This window comes from Providencia vermicola (genome assembly GCF_020381325.1).
GTDB lineage: Bacteria > Pseudomonadota > Gammaproteobacteria > Enterobacterales > Enterobacteriaceae > Providencia > Providencia vermicola.
The window spans coordinates 112,313-129,099 of sequence record NZ_JAGSPI010000001.1 but is presented as its reverse complement, the minus strand read 5'-3'; the positions used below and the strand labels follow the sequence as shown (position 1 = coordinate 129,099).

Below are 16,787 nucleotides of genomic sequence, written 5' to 3'. Positions count from 1 at the left end.
TTGATTATCAGGAATTAACAATGAGTAAAATTAAAATTAATAAAGGTGTTGCCCTTGCAATCGCAGGTATTTTAGTTGTCGTAGGCGGGCTATTAATTAATAAATTCGCCATTAAAAAAACAATGCAAAATACCAATGATGCTTATATTCGTGCCGATATTTCGCGTATTTCACCCCAAATTTCAGGTGTCATTACCCAAGTCCTAGTTCAAGACAATCAATGGGTTAAAGAAGGCGAATTATTAGCGGAAATTGACCCACGGGAATTCACTGTCGCACTTTCCCAAGCGATAGCGCAAGAAAACTCAGCGCGTGCACGCCAAGATGATGCAAAAGCGAATTTAGCACGCCAGTATGCGCTGATTTCTGCTGCTCAAGCTCAATTACAATCCGCACAAGCTGAGCTGCAATTTGCTCACCAAGAAAAAACGCGCTATCACAAAATGGCGACGACTGGTGCAGGTTCACAACAAGCGGCACAACAAGCAACTACCCGCGTACAAACGATGACTGCCAGCGTTGCACAGGCCGAAGCGTCTTTAAAAGCGGCTAAGAATATGTTGCAAGTTTTACAAGCTAAGCAATCGGATAGTGACGCTGAATTGACATTGGCGCAAGCGAAGAAAGAGATGGCTAAACTCAATTTATCTTATACCCGTATTACCGCACCGATTGCGGGTGTCGTGGGTAAAAAAAGCCTGCGAGTGGGTGAGTTTGTTAAGCCTGGTGATGCGTTAATGGCAATTGTGCCCCAAGACAAACTGTACATTATTGCTAATTACCAAGAAACACAGTTGCAGAACATTACTCAGGGGCAAACCGTTGATATCAGCATTGATACGTTCCCTGGCCAAACCCTAAAAGGCTATGTTGACAGTATCTCACCCGCTTCAGGCGCTAGCTTTTCCCCTGTTGCACCTGAAAATGCAACAGGTAATTTCACAAAGATTGTGCAACGTATCCCTGTAAAAATTACCTTTGATATTAACAAAGAGAGTGCGGCGACAATGAATGCACTACGCGTAGGTATGTCAGCCGATGTGAGCATCAACACATTGGATGGGAGCCACTAATGAACAAAACCGTCATTGCACTGGTTCTCGTAGCACTCACAGGTTGCCAAGCAGTTGGCCCCGATTACGTGCCACCGCAAGCGACTTTGCCAGAAAACTGGGGTGCTAACCAAAGCACCTCCGCCCTTCCTATCGAATGGTGGAGCATTTTTGGTGATCCCCAGCTTTCAGAACTCATACAACGCGCAACAAAAAGCAATTTAGATTTGCAATTAGCGACAGCACGCATGCAACAAAGTCGTGCTTTGTTAGGCATTGCCGATTCTGACTTAGCCCCTGATTTGAGCCTTGATGGTGCTTACCAGCGCCAACGTGCAACATCAGTCGGTAGTATGGATCCATCAGGGAAAAAAGGCGAGTCTGACTTTAACCTTTGGCGCGGCGGGTTTAGTGCGGTTTGGGAGTTGGATATGTGGGGAAAATTACGCCGTGCATCAGAAAGTGCACGTGCTAATTTTGCCGCATCAGAAGAAAATCGACGAGCCTTGTTAACCTCTGTTACCGCAGAAGTTGCCACCTATTATTTACGCCTGCGTGCCACACAGCAACAGATTCAAGTTGCAAGAGAAAACTATGCAACCTCGTTACAAACCTTGGAACTCACCCAGATACGTTTACAAAATGGCTCAGGAAATCAACTTGATGTGGAACAAGCGCAAGTACAACTCGACCAAGTCAATGCCTTGCTTCCTGTGCTAATAGATAAGGAAAATCGCCTAAAAAATGCCATTACCTTGTTATTGGGCGAGCAGCCAGGGGCGTTTAATGCCCAATTATCAACGAAAAAGAACCTCCCACAGTTAACTCAAACAGTTCCGATGGGCGTTCCGTCTGATCTTGCACTTCGCAGGCCAGATATTCGTGAAGCCGCAGAGCGCTTACACCAAGCAACCGCAGAGATTGGCGTCGCTAAAGCAGATTACTACCCACGGATCACGTTAACAGGTAATGCAGGCTACCAAGCCCTTGCATTATCCGATATGGGAAGCTGGTCAACGCATACGTTCGCCATTGGCCCCTCACTGTATTTACCCATCTTCGATGGTGGAAAAATCAAACAACGTGTGACTTTAAGTGAGTACCGCCAACAAGAAATGGCGATTGCATACCAACAAACTGTTTTGCGTGCTTGGCATGAAATTGATGATGCACTTTCAGGCTATCAGGCCCAACAACGCAGGCAAATACATCTAGTTTCTGCCGTTACCGCGAATCAGCATGCTTTTTCATTAGCACGGGATAGCTATCTTAATGGCGCCAGTGACTTCATGCATGTATTAAGCACCCAGCGCGCCTTGTTAGATTTGCAATCGGCACAAATTACGTCTCAAGAAGAAACCGCCCTTGCTGTAGTCAATCTATATCGAGCATTAGGCGGGGGTTGGGAACACACTTATCCGTCAAATATGCAGCAGGAGGATCCTCATGCACAATACAATGAATAAAATTGTGGGCGACATATTAGAAAAAGATACAAGGCGCAAACGAGAAGCTACCGTTAGCGCAGTACTGTCATTAACAAAAAAAATGCGACGGATTACCTTGAGTGGTGATGATGTCGATAAATTTCTAGATGATTTAAGAGCTTACGAACCCGCAAGTTGGGTCAAGGTGTTTTTCCCTTGGAAAGAGAGTTTAGCGGGTCGCGCTTACACCATTAGCGGGATCAATAAAATCAACAGAACCATTGATATTGATATGGTTTTGCATGGTGATGGCCCCGCATCTCGCTGGGCTGAAGATGCATTAATCGGTGATAGACTTGGTTTTGCAGGGCCTTGTTCTGGAGGGTTTAAACCGCTATCTGAAGCGGGTTGGTTACTTTTGTTAGGTGATGAAACCGCACTTCCCGCAATGCGTCGTATTCTTGAATCATTGACGGAACCAATGCCTGTTTTCTGGTTTGCAGAGGTCAGTGATGAAGCAGAAATTCAAACACTGAATTACCCTGACTTAATCGTCAATAGCTGGCAAATTCGCGACCGTCATTATGATAGCGTGATGAATAGTTCTCTAGTCCGAGCCATTACTCAATGTGCTCTACCTGCTGAGCCAGGCCAAGTTTGGTTAGCCTGTGAGCAACAAGTTGCTGTTTATTTGAAGAATCATTTTATCAACGAAAGAGGGATCCCCAAAACCTCACTCTTCGCAAAAGGCTATTGGAAAAAAGGGGAATCTAACTTTAAGGGTGCGGTGTAAATCGCTTATCAGGAGATAAAAATGATTAATAATGTATTGTTGGCTGTCGATAGCTTCGAAAACAGCAGTAATGCCCTCAATTTCATGCAACGTATGACAGGCTGTATTCATAATGTCATTGTCTTAACCGTTGTCGATAGTACTTTTGCGCTAAGCCGCACTAAACTAAGTGAAAATAGCGATGAACGCGATGAATACCCAGCGGCTCAGCGAGAAGAAGCCTTAGCGGAGAAACAATTAAAAGATGTCACTACCGCATTAACGAATATGGGATTTAAAACACAGGGGCTGCTTGCCGCAGGAACACCTATCGAGACAATCCCCAAACAAATGGAAAAACACAACTGTGATTTACTGATTATCTCCCACCGTCACCTTTCGTCATTTAGCCGCTGGCTGAATACGTCGGTTACTCGCAGTTTATTAGATGATATTTCTCAACCCGTTTTAGTCATCCCGCGTTAACCGATATCATTAAAAGTGATTACAGTGGTTACCTGTTGTTATCCACTGTAATCAATACGTTTAATACATAAAGCTCTTCATGGAATTGATGTTTTTTCTATCGATTTGACCTTCAATTTATTGCTCCCACATAATTTTCGATCAAACTTCCCTCAGTTCGCACAGATAACAGGCAAACGAACATTTTTTCGATATTCTCCTTTGACAATCCCTTTAGAGGAAGCTAATATCCTCTGCGTACCAAGGAGTTCCTCCATAGTTCAGTCGGTAGAACGGCGGACTGTTAATCCGTATGTCGCTGGTTCAAGTCCAGCTGGAGGAGCCAATATTTAGAGAAGCCTGCTTAAAGAAATTTAAGCAGGCTTTTTGCTTTTTTATCGTTTATCATTTTTCTCAAAAAATATTTAATCATCAATTCCCATAGCTATTTTTCTCCTTTCGCTTTATCATTCTTTCCCGGCCTGAGCGTTCGCTCATCACTCACCTTCCCTTATGGAGCCGGTTTAATGACTACTGTAACTACCCTAACGATTCGCCGCCCTGATGATTGGCATGTTCATTTTCGCGATGATGATATGTTAAAAACGGTCGTTCCCTACACCAGTGAGTTTTTTGGCCGCGCAATTGTGATGCCAAATTTAGTTCCTCCCGTCACTACTGTCGCAGCCGCAAAAGCATATCGTGAGCGCATTATTCAGGCTGTGCCACAAGGGCACCAATTTACCCCGTTGATGACCTGTTATCTTACCGATGGAACCGACTCCGCTGAACTCATCCGTGGCTTTCAAGAAGGGGTGTTTACTGCATGCAAATTATATCCTGCTAATGCAACAACCAACTCAAGCCATGGGGTTTCTGATATTAAGAAAATTTATCCTGTTCTGGCAGCAATGGAAAAAGCAGGTATGCCGCTATTGATTCACGGTGAAGTCACCGCGAACCATATTGATATTTTTGACCGAGAAGCACTGTTTATTGAACAAGTCATGCAGCCATTACGTGCCCAATTTCCAAACTTAAAGGTGGTTTTCGAACACATCACAACAAAAGAAGCTGCACAATATGTTCTGGATGCCAACGAATTTACCGCTGCGACGCTAACGCCTCAGCACCTGATGTTTAACCGTAATCATATGTTAGTCGGTGGTGTAAGACCGCACTTGTTCTGTTTACCAATTTTAAAACGTAACATTCACCAAGAAGCACTTCGTTCTGCTGTTGCATCGGGTTGTGATCGCTTCTTCCTAGGAACAGATACCGCTCCACATGTGCAATCACGCAAAGAAGCCGCTTGCGGATGTGCTGGCGTATTTAATGCACCAACCGCACTGGCCGCTTATGCGACTGTGTTTGAAGAACTCGATGCTTTAGCGCACTTTGAAGCATTTTGCTCATTGAATGGCCCTAAATTCTATAATTTGCCTGTGAATGAAGGCCATATAACCCTGACTAAAGAACCAAATATTACTTGTGAATCTATTGATTGCTGTAATGATAAATTGATCCCGTTCTTAGCAGGTGAAGATTCTCGCTGGTCAATCGCTATCGCTAAATAAACACTAAAGATCTCTTTTATCGTCATGGGGAAGTTGCTATCGCTTCCCTCTACGAGCCCCAGCTATATTCACTTTATTTGTGCATTTACTGTCATTTATACAAAAAAATATTTTATTTACTTCCTTATTAGTGAAATCTCCTTATACTGAAAGTGGATTCATTCCAAGAACTTTGCTCTTAGTCAGTTATAGATATTTATTATTTATCACGCTGTTTGATTAGGAGGTTTTTATGAATAGAAAAAATGATGTTATTCAAACTCATCCAGTTGTTGGCTGGGACATTAGCACCGTAGATGCCTATGATGCCATGATGTTACGTTTGCACTACCTCCCCGAACAAGATAAAAACTCAGGCGATGCTGTCGTGGATAAAACCATGTGGCTTACCACGGATGTCGCAAAACAATTGATTGGTATTCTTCAAGCTGGCGTGGATAAGATAGAGTCTGGGGAATATATCGAGTTTAATTTTAAGACCCACTAAATCCTTAAATGGATATTTGAATCGTAGATATCCATTTTTTAAATTTATAGCCTTTCAATAAAGTAGTTATATATTATATAACTACTTTAGCTCATTTTATTTTTATAAATTGATTAATTTAAATTAACGACAACATTTTCTATTTTTATTATTAATCAGTTGACATCACTAGCTATTCCAATTTATTGTAATACTCTTTCGAACAAGGACGTTCCCAATGAAAATATTAGTTATTGATGAGTGTTATTACACGAGACTTGGTATTACTGAATATTTATCAAAGAATAAGAATTTAAATTTTATTAGCACTGGCTGTTTGGGTGATGCTATTAAATTCATAAATAAAAACTCACCAAACATTGTTCTTGTTAATTTAACCTATTATTGCCACTACTCAAATTATTGTCCAACCTTACAAGGGTTACTAAGCATATCAAATAATATTCGTTTTTATATTTATATCAATGCCCCTTACCCTCAAACAGATAACCCACTATTATTAAAAGATAATTTCTTTATTTTATCCAAAAACATTATTATTAAAACATTGGATAAAGTAATTAATGATTATGCACAAATAGAAAAAATAACAAAATTAGCGAATAACACAGACACCTCTATATTTACTGCCAAGGAGCAAAAAATAATTAGCAATTGGATGAATGAAATACCAAACCATATTATCTCTAAGAAATTAGGGATAAGTAATAGCACGGTTTATTCACAAAAACGCCATATAGCAAGCAAGGTTTTCGTTAAAAACAGAATAGAGCTTTTCTTTATTTATAATGTATTTAAATATTTATACTAAGTAAAAAGCCCTGAAAAAGGGCTTCAGACTGCTGACAAACCGATTAGGTTTGACTGCAGGTTGGATTGGTTTTGAAAATAGACAAGGAAAATCAATTTATTGATTTTCGACTGATAACACAAAGCAGGAAAAACCACGATTTTATCCTGCTTTGTCAACAACCTCAAAGCCCTGAAAAGGGCTTCTACCTTTTTAGTATTATACTCAATTAGCTATCGCTATTTAATAAGCCATCTGATAAACGGTGGCGGGATTTATTAAATATTTTATTGCTCACTTCACGGCCTGCACGGCGAGCACGCTGTTCTTGCTCTGGTAGTTTCATTTCTTCATTGCATGCAGCACTACAGCAACCTTCGTATTTTTCAGCGCAAGTTGGGCATTGGATGAACAGTAGATGGCAACCATCATTGCGGCAGTTTGTGTGTGAATCACAAGGTGCCCCACACTGGTGGCAGTGCGCTAACATGTCATCCGTAATACGTTCGCCCATACGGTTATCAAAAACAAAGTTTTTCCCTTTAAAACGCAAAGGTAAGCCTTGTTCTTTGGCTTTACGTGCATACTCAATAATACCGCCTTCCACGTGATAGACGTTTTTAAAGCCGTTATGCAGCATGTAAGCACTCGCTTTTTCACAACGAATACCGCCAGTACAATACATTACAACGTTTTTATCTTTTTGCTCTTGCAGCATTTCCACTGCCATCGGAAGCTGTTCTCTAAAAGTATCAGATGGAACTTCTATCGCATTTTCAAAGTGACCCACTTCATATTCATAATGATTACGCATATCAACAAATACAGTATTCGGGTCATCAATCATTGCATTCACTTCGTGCGCTTTGAGATATTGCCCAGTATTTGCAGGGTTAAATGTCTCATCGTCAATGCCATCAGCAACCACGCGATCACGCACTTTCATACGCAGAACCCAGAACGATTTCCCATCATCATCAATAGCAATATTTAAGCGCAAATCATTCAATGCAGGATCTGTGCGATAAATTAGTTCACGTAATGCGTCAACATTGGACGCTGGCACGCTAATCTGTGCATTAATGCCCTCTTTGGCAATGTACACACGGCCAAATACGTTTAACGCTTTGAATTGTTGATACCATTCATTACGAAAGACAGCTGGGTCTTCAATATTAAAATACTTATAGAAAGAAATAGTGGTGCGTGGCTCAGTTTCAGCCAACATGCGTTCTTTGAGTATTTTATTTGAAACTTGGTTATGTAACACTGGCATGGTGTTCTCTTTTCCTTTGTAACTAACTAATATTTAAACAATTAACCTGATGACTGTTAAACACAACTGCATGAGATTATTTATTCATATTATCGCTGTTATTGTGTTAATAAAAAACCCTTTATTTTAAGTGGGATTGTTATTGAAATATGATTAAAACGTTTAAATTATTATTTCCTTACATAATTAACGGCATCCTAGTGACATTTGATGATTCACGATTTCATTTCGTTATGTTATAACATTATTAATTTACCACCTTTAAATAGTAGAAATAATGCGATTATTCCCTCTCTTTTTTATTATGTTATCTCTTGTCGCACCGCAGGTAGCGGCTCATCCTCACAGTTTTATTGAAATGAAAATGACCCTTGAAACCAAACAAGATAACTATTCGGGGATAAATTATGTTTGGAAGATGGACCCGATGACCTCTGCAGATATTCTGTATGAACTCAAAGGGGTAAAAAAGGATGATCCACGCTGGAAGCAACAAGAAGCCATTGTGATGGCGAATGTATTAATTCAGGATTATTTCACTGATTTCTATTATCAAGGGAAAAAAGTCAGTTTTAAGCGCATACCCGATAACTATCATCTGGGAAAAGACGGTTTTTCTCTCGTGTTTTACTTCACTGCGTCATTTATGCAGCCGCTACCAATTAAAAACTCCCATGTGACTCTCCAAACCTACGACCCTTCATTTTATGTCAGTATGACCTACCAAAACCCGCAGCAAATTACATTACCTATGGAGCTTGCCGCGACCTGCAAGTTGGCATTAAAAGAAGCCGATATTACTGACTCCATGCGTGCCTATGCCTTTTCATTAGACAAAAATGATACACCAGATGAAGACTTAGCACTTGGTAAGCAATTTGCACAACAGGTGGATATCCAATGCCCTTAATTGCGTTGCGTAACCAAAAGTGGCTCGGTGCAGTTATCTTATTAGTGCTTATAGCGTATTGCGCCTTGCAGGTTTACATCCATTGGAGCTCATGGTTACAACTGAGTATTGTTTGGCAAAAACAATTAAACCAAGGGCTATCTTACCTACTTCAAGAAACAGCAACTCGCCCATTTTATGCTGGGGGATTATTGGTCATTGCCAGCTTTGCTTATGGTTTTTTACACGCGCTTGGGCCAGGACACGGTAAATTAATCATCACCACCTATATCGCCACACAAGCCACTCATTTAAAACAAAGTGTCGTAATTAGCTTATTCGCATCCCTATTACAGGGGTTAGTCGCCATTTTACTGGTTTCTTTTGTACTCATTTTATTCCAGCTCTCCACTAAACACCTGAACCAAGCCAGTGCTTATGCAGAGCAAATCAGCTACGTTTTTGTGATCTTGCTAGGCGTATTTCTTTGTGTCAGTGCGATTCGCCGTTTTTGGCAAATCAGCAAACCAAAAAAATTAGCCGCTTTAACATTACGAAGCAAACAACCACTGAATCAATCCCAATCAAAAATTATTTATCACAAAGTGCAAGCTGAGTCGTCTAGCTGCGCGTGTGGGCATCAACATGTTGTTCAATCTGATCAGCTACAAGCAGGGTTCAAAAGTAAGCTACTGATTATTCTTTCAATGGGGATCCGCCCATGCTCAGGCGCCATTTTGGTACTGCTTTTTTCGTATGTGATTGATGCCTATGTGTGGGGAATGATTGCTGCGCTAATGATGGCTGTCGGCACAGCATTAACCATCTGTTTGATTGCGGTGTTTGTTCATCTTATGCGAGATAATGCATTGCGCGTTTCACGTCTAAAAGGTGTTCAACTCTCACCATATTGGGTAATTTCACTCAAAATCATCGCTGGAGTGCTGTTTGTCTTGATGGGCATTTTATTGTATCAAAGCGGTGCAATGGAACACACAACCTCGCCATTATTGCATTAAAAAAGGGAGGGCTCCCCCTCCCTGGCACTTGCCGAAGTCACAGTGCGATAAACACACTGTAGATGCGCAATGTCAACTGCTCAAAACAAAGTTGCTGGCCTGCAACGCTATGCAGAACCCCGCAAGCTAGCAACTTTTACTACTACGTTAAAACCTAGCTAGCTGATTAACTCAATTTTCGCTGGTAAACCTTGGCGAACAGAAGCACCCGATACCCAATCAAGCCAAGTATTCGCCACTTCACGCGTTGGGTCAGCAAACCCGAGGTCGTTTAAGTTAATACCTGAACCATTAGCCGCATTCATCGGCATGGGTTCACCATCTAAATAGTGCTGTTTAGCGCCCATTTCAGTGTGCCCATAACCATGCTCTATCGCTAGCACTCCTGGCATTACACCATCCAATACGCTGACTTGAGCTTCTGCATTTCCACCTGGCGTGGTGATGCGGATCCAATCACCGTGTTTTACCCCCATTTTCGCAGCATCATCAGGATGAATAGCCACAAGGTTAGTCGGCTTAACATGGCGTAAGCGTTCAATCACCGTTGTTGAACTGCTCATTACATGTGATTTAAATGACATCAGTTTCAGTGGCCACTCTTTTTCTGGGAACACTTTATTAACGTCATCACCATTCGCCATACGTGGTGGATAGTAGGTTGGACAGCCACTGTAACGTTCACCCGTAATTGCATGGCGGTTAGTCCCAACAGTTGGGTTCCAAATCTGCAACCCTTTTTTCCATTGTGGCCCTGTTGCATCGCCATCCCATGCTTTTTCATACGGTGCAAAACGGCCACCGCGCGTGAAGATGTAAGCCACACGGCGTACTTCTTCTGGTTTCAGTGTGCGAGTGATCGCAGGTAAAATACGCTCAACCCCACTGATTTGGATGTCTTCTGTTGCAGCTTCTGGTACGGGTTTTTCCCCTAACCAAGCCATATTAGCAGCCACGCGTAGGTAGTAATCCTCTGCGGTATTAAGTGAATGCATGTTGCCATCCATGTCCGCAATCACGTTGTCCCCAAAGCCAGGTAATTTCAGCTCTTTTGCTACTGCAATGCAGAAGCTTTCCATTGAAATTGGCTGGCCATCCGCGGTTTTCGCTGTACGCGACTCAACAATTGGCCAACGCGCGGTACTCGCCTTAACCTGAACACCTGACCACGGCGCACTGAAGCCCCAACTTTCAAAGTTATGGGTATCTGGCACAATGTAGTCTGCCAGCGCAGTGGTTTCATTCATAAAGGCATCAATACCAATAATTAATGGAAGATGTTTTGGATCTTTGAGTTTTTCTTCCATAACCTGACGAATACCCGCAATGCCATATACTGGGTTAGTCATATTGGTGATCCACGCTTTAAGCGCATACGGATACCCCATCAACGCAGACGCCAGTTGCTCCGTTAATTGGCCTTTCGCAAACGGATACCAAGGGGCTTTTGCAGGGTATGGTTTTTCACCTGCAGCTAATCTTGCTTTAAATTCATCTGATTTTTCATAGACTTCATTACTGCGCGATAACACAACACCTTTTGGCTTCACTTTGCCTTTGTAGCTCGCCATGTTGTAACGTGGGCCATCGTTCTCCCCGTTAAACTTACCGCCACCAACTGACACTCCGCCTTTCAGGTTTAAATTACCAATCAAGGCGTTAAGCATTATGACTGACCATGCTGTATAGAAGCCGTTGCCCCCCATCATACCGCCATGGGAAATGACCGCCGCTTTTCTATCGTAAGATGTTAAGGCTTTGCCCAGTGATTCAATGGTTTTCACTGGCACATGGCAGCGCTCGCTATATTCTTCAAGTGTCATGCGATTTGCGGCTTCTTTTAGGCATTGGAAGCTTGATTTAACTGTGACTTCACTGCCATCGTGCAATGTCACTTTGCGGGTCACAAAAAGTTCCGCGGCAGGGACGTCATCTGCTAATTTCAACTCACCAGAAGCGTCCTGAACCAAATAGGCTTTTTCATCATCCCCTTCCCCCGTAAGATAAGAGGAAATTAATAATTTGCCTGCTAATGGATGCGCGTCATCAGTGATAACCAAATGGGTGGAGTTGGTCCAGCTTTTTTCCCCCATGCCTTCCATTGATTTTTCGCTTGGTACGCTAAGGTATTTTGCATTATAACGCTCGTTTTCGATGATCCAGCGGATCATCCCCATCACTAACGCCGCATCAGTACCTGGTTGCACAGGTACCCAGTGACCATGGTCATTAGCTAATGTTGTCGTCAGTGGCAATGCAGGAGAAACAACCACATAATTAAAGGAATCACGTAAACGTGCCGTCGCTAACTGGCGGCCTTGACGTTTGAACGGGTTCCCCGATTGTGCAGGGGACGTTCCGAGGAATAAGGCAAAACGCACGTTATCCCAATCGGGTTTGACATGGGCGTTTTTGTCCAAATCATCCATCAACGCCCCTGAACCTGCGCGGTAAGCGAGGCCACAGTAAGAGCCGTGCGCACCGAAGTTTTTGCTACCAAAGCCATTTTGTGCAAAGCGACGGATAAAACCATCACGGCCATCGTCCCCTGCGTTAGTCACTAACAATTGGTTTGCTTTCGGACCTAATTTAGGCTGTGATGGGTCTAATGGTGTTTCAAGGTCACGAATAGCTCTTAACCCATCCACATGGCCTTCACCGAATAAATCACCGCCTTCAACCACTTCTTTAATCAGTTGTTCAAAGCTAATGCGCTCCCATTTACCTTCACCACGTTTACCCACACGTTTCATCGGTTCTAAAATACGCAGTGGGCTGGTTAGGCCTTCCATTAAGGTCGCACCACGGGCACACGCAGTTGAACGGTGTTCTAAGCCTGACTCACCACTCATTTTGTTGAACGCAGTTTTTAGCGGCATACCATAAGGGAAATGCTCTTCGTGAGATAACGGGTGGTACGGGTTCCCAGCAATACGCAATACTTCATTTTTCGCTGTATCGACACGAGCACGGATACCACACTGAGTCCAGCAACCAAAGCATTGGGTCATCGCCACCACTTGTTCTGGGTTTTCCTGCCAGCCTTTCAGTGCTTGGCCTTCTGGGCGTAATGAGTTGCCATTGAGGCGGTCTAACGTGACTTTACCAGAGGTGCCATTAACCAAACCATCGACTGCACGTTTGGCCACATCTCGGTAGCTTGCACCAAATAACGCAATACCACCGACAACCAAACCACCTTTAAGCCATTGACGTCTTGAGAATTTAGCCATGTTGCACTCTCCTTGCAAACCAGCGAACACCTTCACGAACAATAATTGTTAACGCAATCCACAGACCAAATGTGCCTACAATAGCCATCAGGCCGTCAGTCCCCAGTGGGAAGTGGTAGGGATTCGCGATAATGTTATATTTTGGAACCGCTTGAACTTCCATCAGGAAAATCCAACGTAGTGTCCAAGCAAAAGCCATCGAAACTAAGGCTAAAACGGTAATGTAAGGGACTGAACGGATAGCTTTTACATTGCTCACTGACATCACAAATGTGATTAACCACAGCGCACAAACCCCCATCAGCATCCACCAACCTGCACTTGCAGTATCCAACTGTTGGCGTACAGCGATCCCTGATATGGTATCCCCTGATAACCACAGAGCGAAACACACAGCAAATAACAGCAGGGTAATCACTTGGAAACGCGCTAAACGGTTTTGGTATTGCGGCTCTTTGCGAGCACCTAAACCAATCAATGCAGGCAGAACTTGTAACGCACTTAGGAACATTAATACTGGTATCCACCAGCTATACCAGATTGGACGTGCATTTAAGATTGACGCTTCGCGACCAGTGTACAGCAATAAGCCCATTGCAGATAACGCCGCTAGCAATGCCACCCAACGGGTCGCTTTAAACTCTTTTTTCCAAATCATTTTCACGATCAGGGCAACAAAATATAAACCAATGAATGTGGTGAATAATGGTAATAAAACCGAGCCCCACCACATCCAAGACCATAGTGTCGGATGTGCGTAGAAATGCCAAACCCGTGCGGTTTGGTGCAAGTCTGCCGTTAACGCGAGTGGCGCGGTGATCCCCATGGTGATAGCGATAAACACCGCAATCATCTCTAATCGGCCATTTTCGCGTTTATTTTGCCAATGCAAATAACAAGCATACAACACAGCGCAAGAAGCGATTCCGATAAAGAAGAAGTATTGCACTGCCCACGGTAGCCAGAAAAATTCTTGTGGCTGAGCCATAATTTCAGAAATATATGTCACTTGACCGTCCATCAGAACACCTCCTGCCATAATGCGGGTTGCCCTTTGCCTTGTAGCGGCTCTACAAATGCATTATCCAAACCGATATAGAAAACTTGTGGTAATGTGCCACTTTCGGGTTTGAGCACTTTAATTTCCGCTTCATATTCAGTCAGCATTTTACGAATGGTGCTGTTCGGGTCTTTTAAGTCACCAATAATACGCGCACCGCCCACACAAGATTCAACGCATGCAGGTAATAAACCCACATCTAAACGATGTGCACAGAAAGTGCATTTATCTGCAGTTTGTGTGGAATGATTAATAAAGCGGGCATCATACGGGCAAGCCTGTACACAATAAGCACAGCCGACGCAACGTTCATTATCAACCACAACAATGCCGTCTTCCCGTTGGAAAGTGGCTTGAACAGGGCATACAGGAACACAAGGAGGTGAATCACAGTGGTTACATAAACGTGGCAGAAGTACGTTGGTAAAGCCTTCCTCACCTTTAACCGCCACTTGATATTGGTTAACGGTAGTTCTAAATTGGCCTTGTGGTGTTTGATTTTCAACCGAGCAACTTACAGTGCAAGATTGGCAGCCAATACAACGACGTAAGTCAATTAACATCCCATAACGTTTTTCAGGATTGCCTTCATGACGCGTTGGAGATAAGTTTAGGCCAGCCTCCGAGATTGGAATTAACGACGCACCCGCCGTCACTGCCCCAATTTGTTGTAGAAATTTTCGTTTACTCAGATCCATAATTGGCTCCAGTATTGACATTGCTAATGCGAAAATAAAAGTTATTAATCAATATGTTATTTGTTTTACAAGCATTATTGACAATCGATTCAGTCCAGTTAAGATAACCGCAGAAATTCTTATTTCTCTTTAAAACTGGTGTGTTATCTTGGTAAAGCTTGTAGTGCCATTGTAGGAAGAGAGGAGCCAGCGCCCTATTGTGGTTTACCACATACCCGAAGCTAAATTGATCTAACGCAACGAATAACCCAAATATGTTAAAAAAATCGCCTATATTGTTGTATCACATACTATTAACCATGTTTTTAACATGGTCATTCCCTGCGATTTCTGCGCAATGGACAATCGGCGTTTTGGCTTTGCGTGGCCCCAGTTCCACACAATCTCACTGGCAACCTTTAGTCGATACGTTAAATGATTCAATTCCAGGAGAACGCTTCACTCTCCAACCCTTAAATCTCGATGAAATGCGCGAAGCCATTTCCAACCAAAAAATTGATTTTTTACTGACCAACCCTGCACAATTTATTCAGCTCGATAGCCGCTATCACCTGCGGTGGCTGCTTTCTTTGCGTTCTGATGTCGAACCTAATAGCACCACCCGTAACGTGATTGGCAGCCTAATATTGGTGCGCAATAACAGTGATATTACTGAGCCTCAAAATTTGATTGGTAAAAAAGTGGGGGCAATTTCCCCTAATGCATTTGGTGGGTACCTATTAGGTTATAAAGTGCTGCGGGATTTAGGCTATGACGCTGAGAAAGATTTCCAGATGCAATTTTTAGGCTTCCCCGCAGATGCTTTGTTGTATGCGTTGCGTGATAACTCGCTGTCAGCCGCAATTGTGCCTGTGTGCTTACTGGAAAATATGCACAGCGAAGGGCTGATTGATAAAACCCAATTTCGGCCGCTTATTCAACATCCGAGTTCTCTGTCTTGCCTAACCAGCACAGAACTTTATCCCAATTGGTCATTTGCGGCCCTAAGCGAAGTACCAGATAACCTTGTCGACAAGGTCACTAAAACCTTACTTTCAACAGACAAAAGCACCATGCGCTGGGGAGCCCCCGCCTCCGTTACCCAAGTGGAAACCCTTTTACGGGATGTGAACCAACATCCACAGCAGCGGCAAATTTGGCAAGATATTGTCAGTTGGACAATTCAAAACCAAATTACCCTTGGCTTTGTTGCCCTATTTTTTGTCCTTCTTGGAGTGAACCACGTATGGATTGCATTTTTAGTTCGCCGCCGAAGTCGTCAATTAGAAGTGGCGCATAACCGACTGCGCCAGCAAGAGGCTGATTTACAAAAAGCTCAACGGTTGAATATTTTAGGGGAAATGGCTTCAGGATTTGCTCATGAACTCAATCAACCGTTATCGGCTATTCGGCATTATGCACAAGGATGTATTTTGCGGCTGAATAAAGAGTCGGAAAAGCATCCTTTAATTAATGCCTTAACAAAGATTGACGACCAAGCCCAACGTGGTGCGGATATCATCCGCAATTTACGTCTTTGGGCGGGCAAGCCAGGGCAAGACCCAGCACTAATTTTAAGTCAACAATCCGTTAAACAAGCCATTAACCATATTTGGCAACTTTTACGCGTTGACCAACATTACCCTAACGCTAAATTATTACTACCAGACACCCAAGACGTGTCGTTGGTACTACCAGAGACACTATTAGAGCAATTATTGTCCAACTTAGTCAGCAACAGCCTGCAAGCAGGAGCCAATATATTACACTTTGGTTTTCATTTTGCCCAAAACCGTTTTTTACTGGTCTTGCAAGATGACGCAGGGGGTATGCCTTTAGACCAACTTGAACAGGGGATAACCCCATTCGCAACCACCAAAAAAGAAGGCTTAGGGCTTGGCTTAGTGATTTGCCAACGTTTGATTCAAAGTCAAGGTGGGGATATCCGTATTGAAAATAACCTGAGTGATGATGGATTAAACGGCTTGCGAGTCACATTAATTTTTAATTATCCCGATAATTTGCACCACTAAGCACAGTATGCCACGCAATTGATAACATTC

Annotated in this window: 14 protein-coding genes and 1 tRNA gene; 11 read left to right on the top strand and 4 right to left on the bottom strand. The window is 43.0% G+C overall.

The window, feature by feature from the left end:
• Positions 1-20: 20 nt before the first annotated feature.
• From KDJ85_RS00535 to KDJ85_RS00500, 8 genes are all read left to right on the top strand, one after another.
• On the top strand, positions 21-1,073 hold the full coding sequence (locus tag KDJ85_RS00535) for an HlyD family secretion protein (RefSeq protein ID WP_225817970.1): 1,053 nt from the start codon (positions 21-23) through the stop codon (positions 1,071-1,073).
• Entirely contained in the window at positions 1,073-2,518 is a 1,446-nt protein-coding gene (locus KDJ85_RS00530) for an efflux transporter outer membrane subunit (RefSeq protein WP_225817969.1), read from the top strand. Before KDJ85_RS00535 ends, KDJ85_RS00530 begins: the two co-directional genes overlap by 1 nt.
• Positions 2,499-3,272 (top strand): siderophore-interacting protein, encoded by a 774-nt coding sequence (locus tag KDJ85_RS00525; protein ID WP_225817967.1) that lies wholly within the window; start codon positions 2,499-2,501, stop codon positions 3,270-3,272. The genes KDJ85_RS00530 and KDJ85_RS00525 overlap by 20 nt, the downstream gene beginning before the upstream one ends.
• A 21-nt stretch (positions 3,273-3,293) precedes the next feature.
• Positions 3,294-3,737 (top strand): universal stress protein, encoded by a 444-nt coding sequence (locus tag KDJ85_RS00520; protein WP_225817966.1) that lies wholly within the window; start codon positions 3,294-3,296, stop codon positions 3,735-3,737.
• Positions 3,738-3,986: 249 nt separating this feature from the next.
• A tRNA-Asn gene (locus tag KDJ85_RS00515) sits at positions 3,987-4,062 on the top strand.
• Between the two features lie 181 nt (positions 4,063-4,243).
• On the top strand, positions 4,244-5,293 hold the full coding sequence (gene pyrC, locus KDJ85_RS00510; protein WP_225817964.1) for a dihydroorotase: 1,050 nt from the start codon (positions 4,244-4,246) through the stop codon (positions 5,291-5,293).
• A gap of 232 nt (positions 5,294-5,525) precedes the next feature.
• Positions 5,526-5,780: a biofilm formation regulator BssS gene (bssS, locus tag KDJ85_RS00505; RefSeq protein ID WP_047756449.1), complete on the top strand. Its 255-nt coding sequence runs from the start codon at positions 5,526-5,528 to the stop codon at positions 5,778-5,780.
• Positions 5,781-5,997: 217 nt separating this feature from the next.
• Positions 5,998-6,591: a LuxR C-terminal-related transcriptional regulator gene (locus KDJ85_RS00500; RefSeq protein WP_225817963.1), complete on the top strand. Its 594-nt coding sequence runs from the start codon at positions 5,998-6,000 to the stop codon at positions 6,589-6,591.
• A gap of 208 nt (positions 6,592-6,799) precedes the next feature.
• Here the strand turns inward: KDJ85_RS00500 and trhO are convergent, their stop codons facing one another.
• Entirely contained in the window at positions 6,800-7,846 is a 1,047-nt protein-coding gene (gene trhO / locus KDJ85_RS00495; protein WP_225817961.1) for an oxygen-dependent tRNA uridine(34) hydroxylase TrhO, read from the bottom strand.
• 277 nt (positions 7,847-8,123) lie between these two features.
• On the opposite strand from trhO, the gene KDJ85_RS00490 reads away from it, so the two are divergent.
• Both KDJ85_RS00490 and KDJ85_RS00485 read left to right on the top strand, forming a co-directional pair.
• Positions 8,124-8,756, top strand: coding sequence for a DUF1007 family protein (locus KDJ85_RS00490; RefSeq protein WP_225817960.1), 633 nt, complete (start codon positions 8,124-8,126; stop codon positions 8,754-8,756).
• Positions 8,747-9,754 (top strand): nickel/cobalt transporter, encoded by a 1,008-nt coding sequence (locus KDJ85_RS00485; RefSeq protein ID WP_225817958.1) that lies wholly within the window; start codon positions 8,747-8,749, stop codon positions 9,752-9,754. The genes KDJ85_RS00490 and KDJ85_RS00485 overlap by 10 nt, the downstream gene beginning before the upstream one ends.
• A gap of 158 nt (positions 9,755-9,912) precedes the next feature.
• Here the strand turns inward: KDJ85_RS00485 and ttrA are convergent, their stop codons facing one another.
• From ttrA to ttrB, 3 genes are read right to left on the bottom strand one after another with little or no spacing between them, the layout of a single operon-like run.
• Complete coding sequence (gene ttrA, locus KDJ85_RS00480; RefSeq protein ID WP_225817956.1) at positions 9,913-12,987, bottom strand: tetrathionate reductase subunit TtrA; 3,075 nt, start codon at positions 12,985-12,987, stop codon at positions 9,913-9,915.
• Positions 12,980-14,026 (bottom strand): tetrathionate reductase subunit TtrC, encoded by a 1,047-nt coding sequence (gene ttrC, locus KDJ85_RS00475; protein WP_225817955.1) that lies wholly within the window; start codon positions 14,024-14,026, stop codon positions 12,980-12,982. Before ttrC ends, ttrA begins: the two co-directional genes overlap by 8 nt.
• A complete protein-coding gene (ttrB, locus tag KDJ85_RS00470) occupies positions 14,008-14,745 on the bottom strand; it encodes a tetrathionate reductase subunit TtrB (protein WP_225817953.1) in 738 nt (245 codons plus the stop codon). The genes ttrC and ttrB overlap by 19 nt, the downstream gene beginning before the upstream one ends.
• A gap of 254 nt (positions 14,746-14,999) precedes the next feature.
• On the opposite strand from ttrB, the gene ttrS reads away from it, so the two are divergent.
• Positions 15,000-16,757, top strand: coding sequence for a tetrathionate respiration histidine kinase TtrS (gene ttrS, locus KDJ85_RS00465; protein ID WP_263974607.1), 1,758 nt, complete (start codon positions 15,000-15,002; stop codon positions 16,755-16,757).
• Positions 16,758-16,787 lie beyond the last annotated feature (30 nt).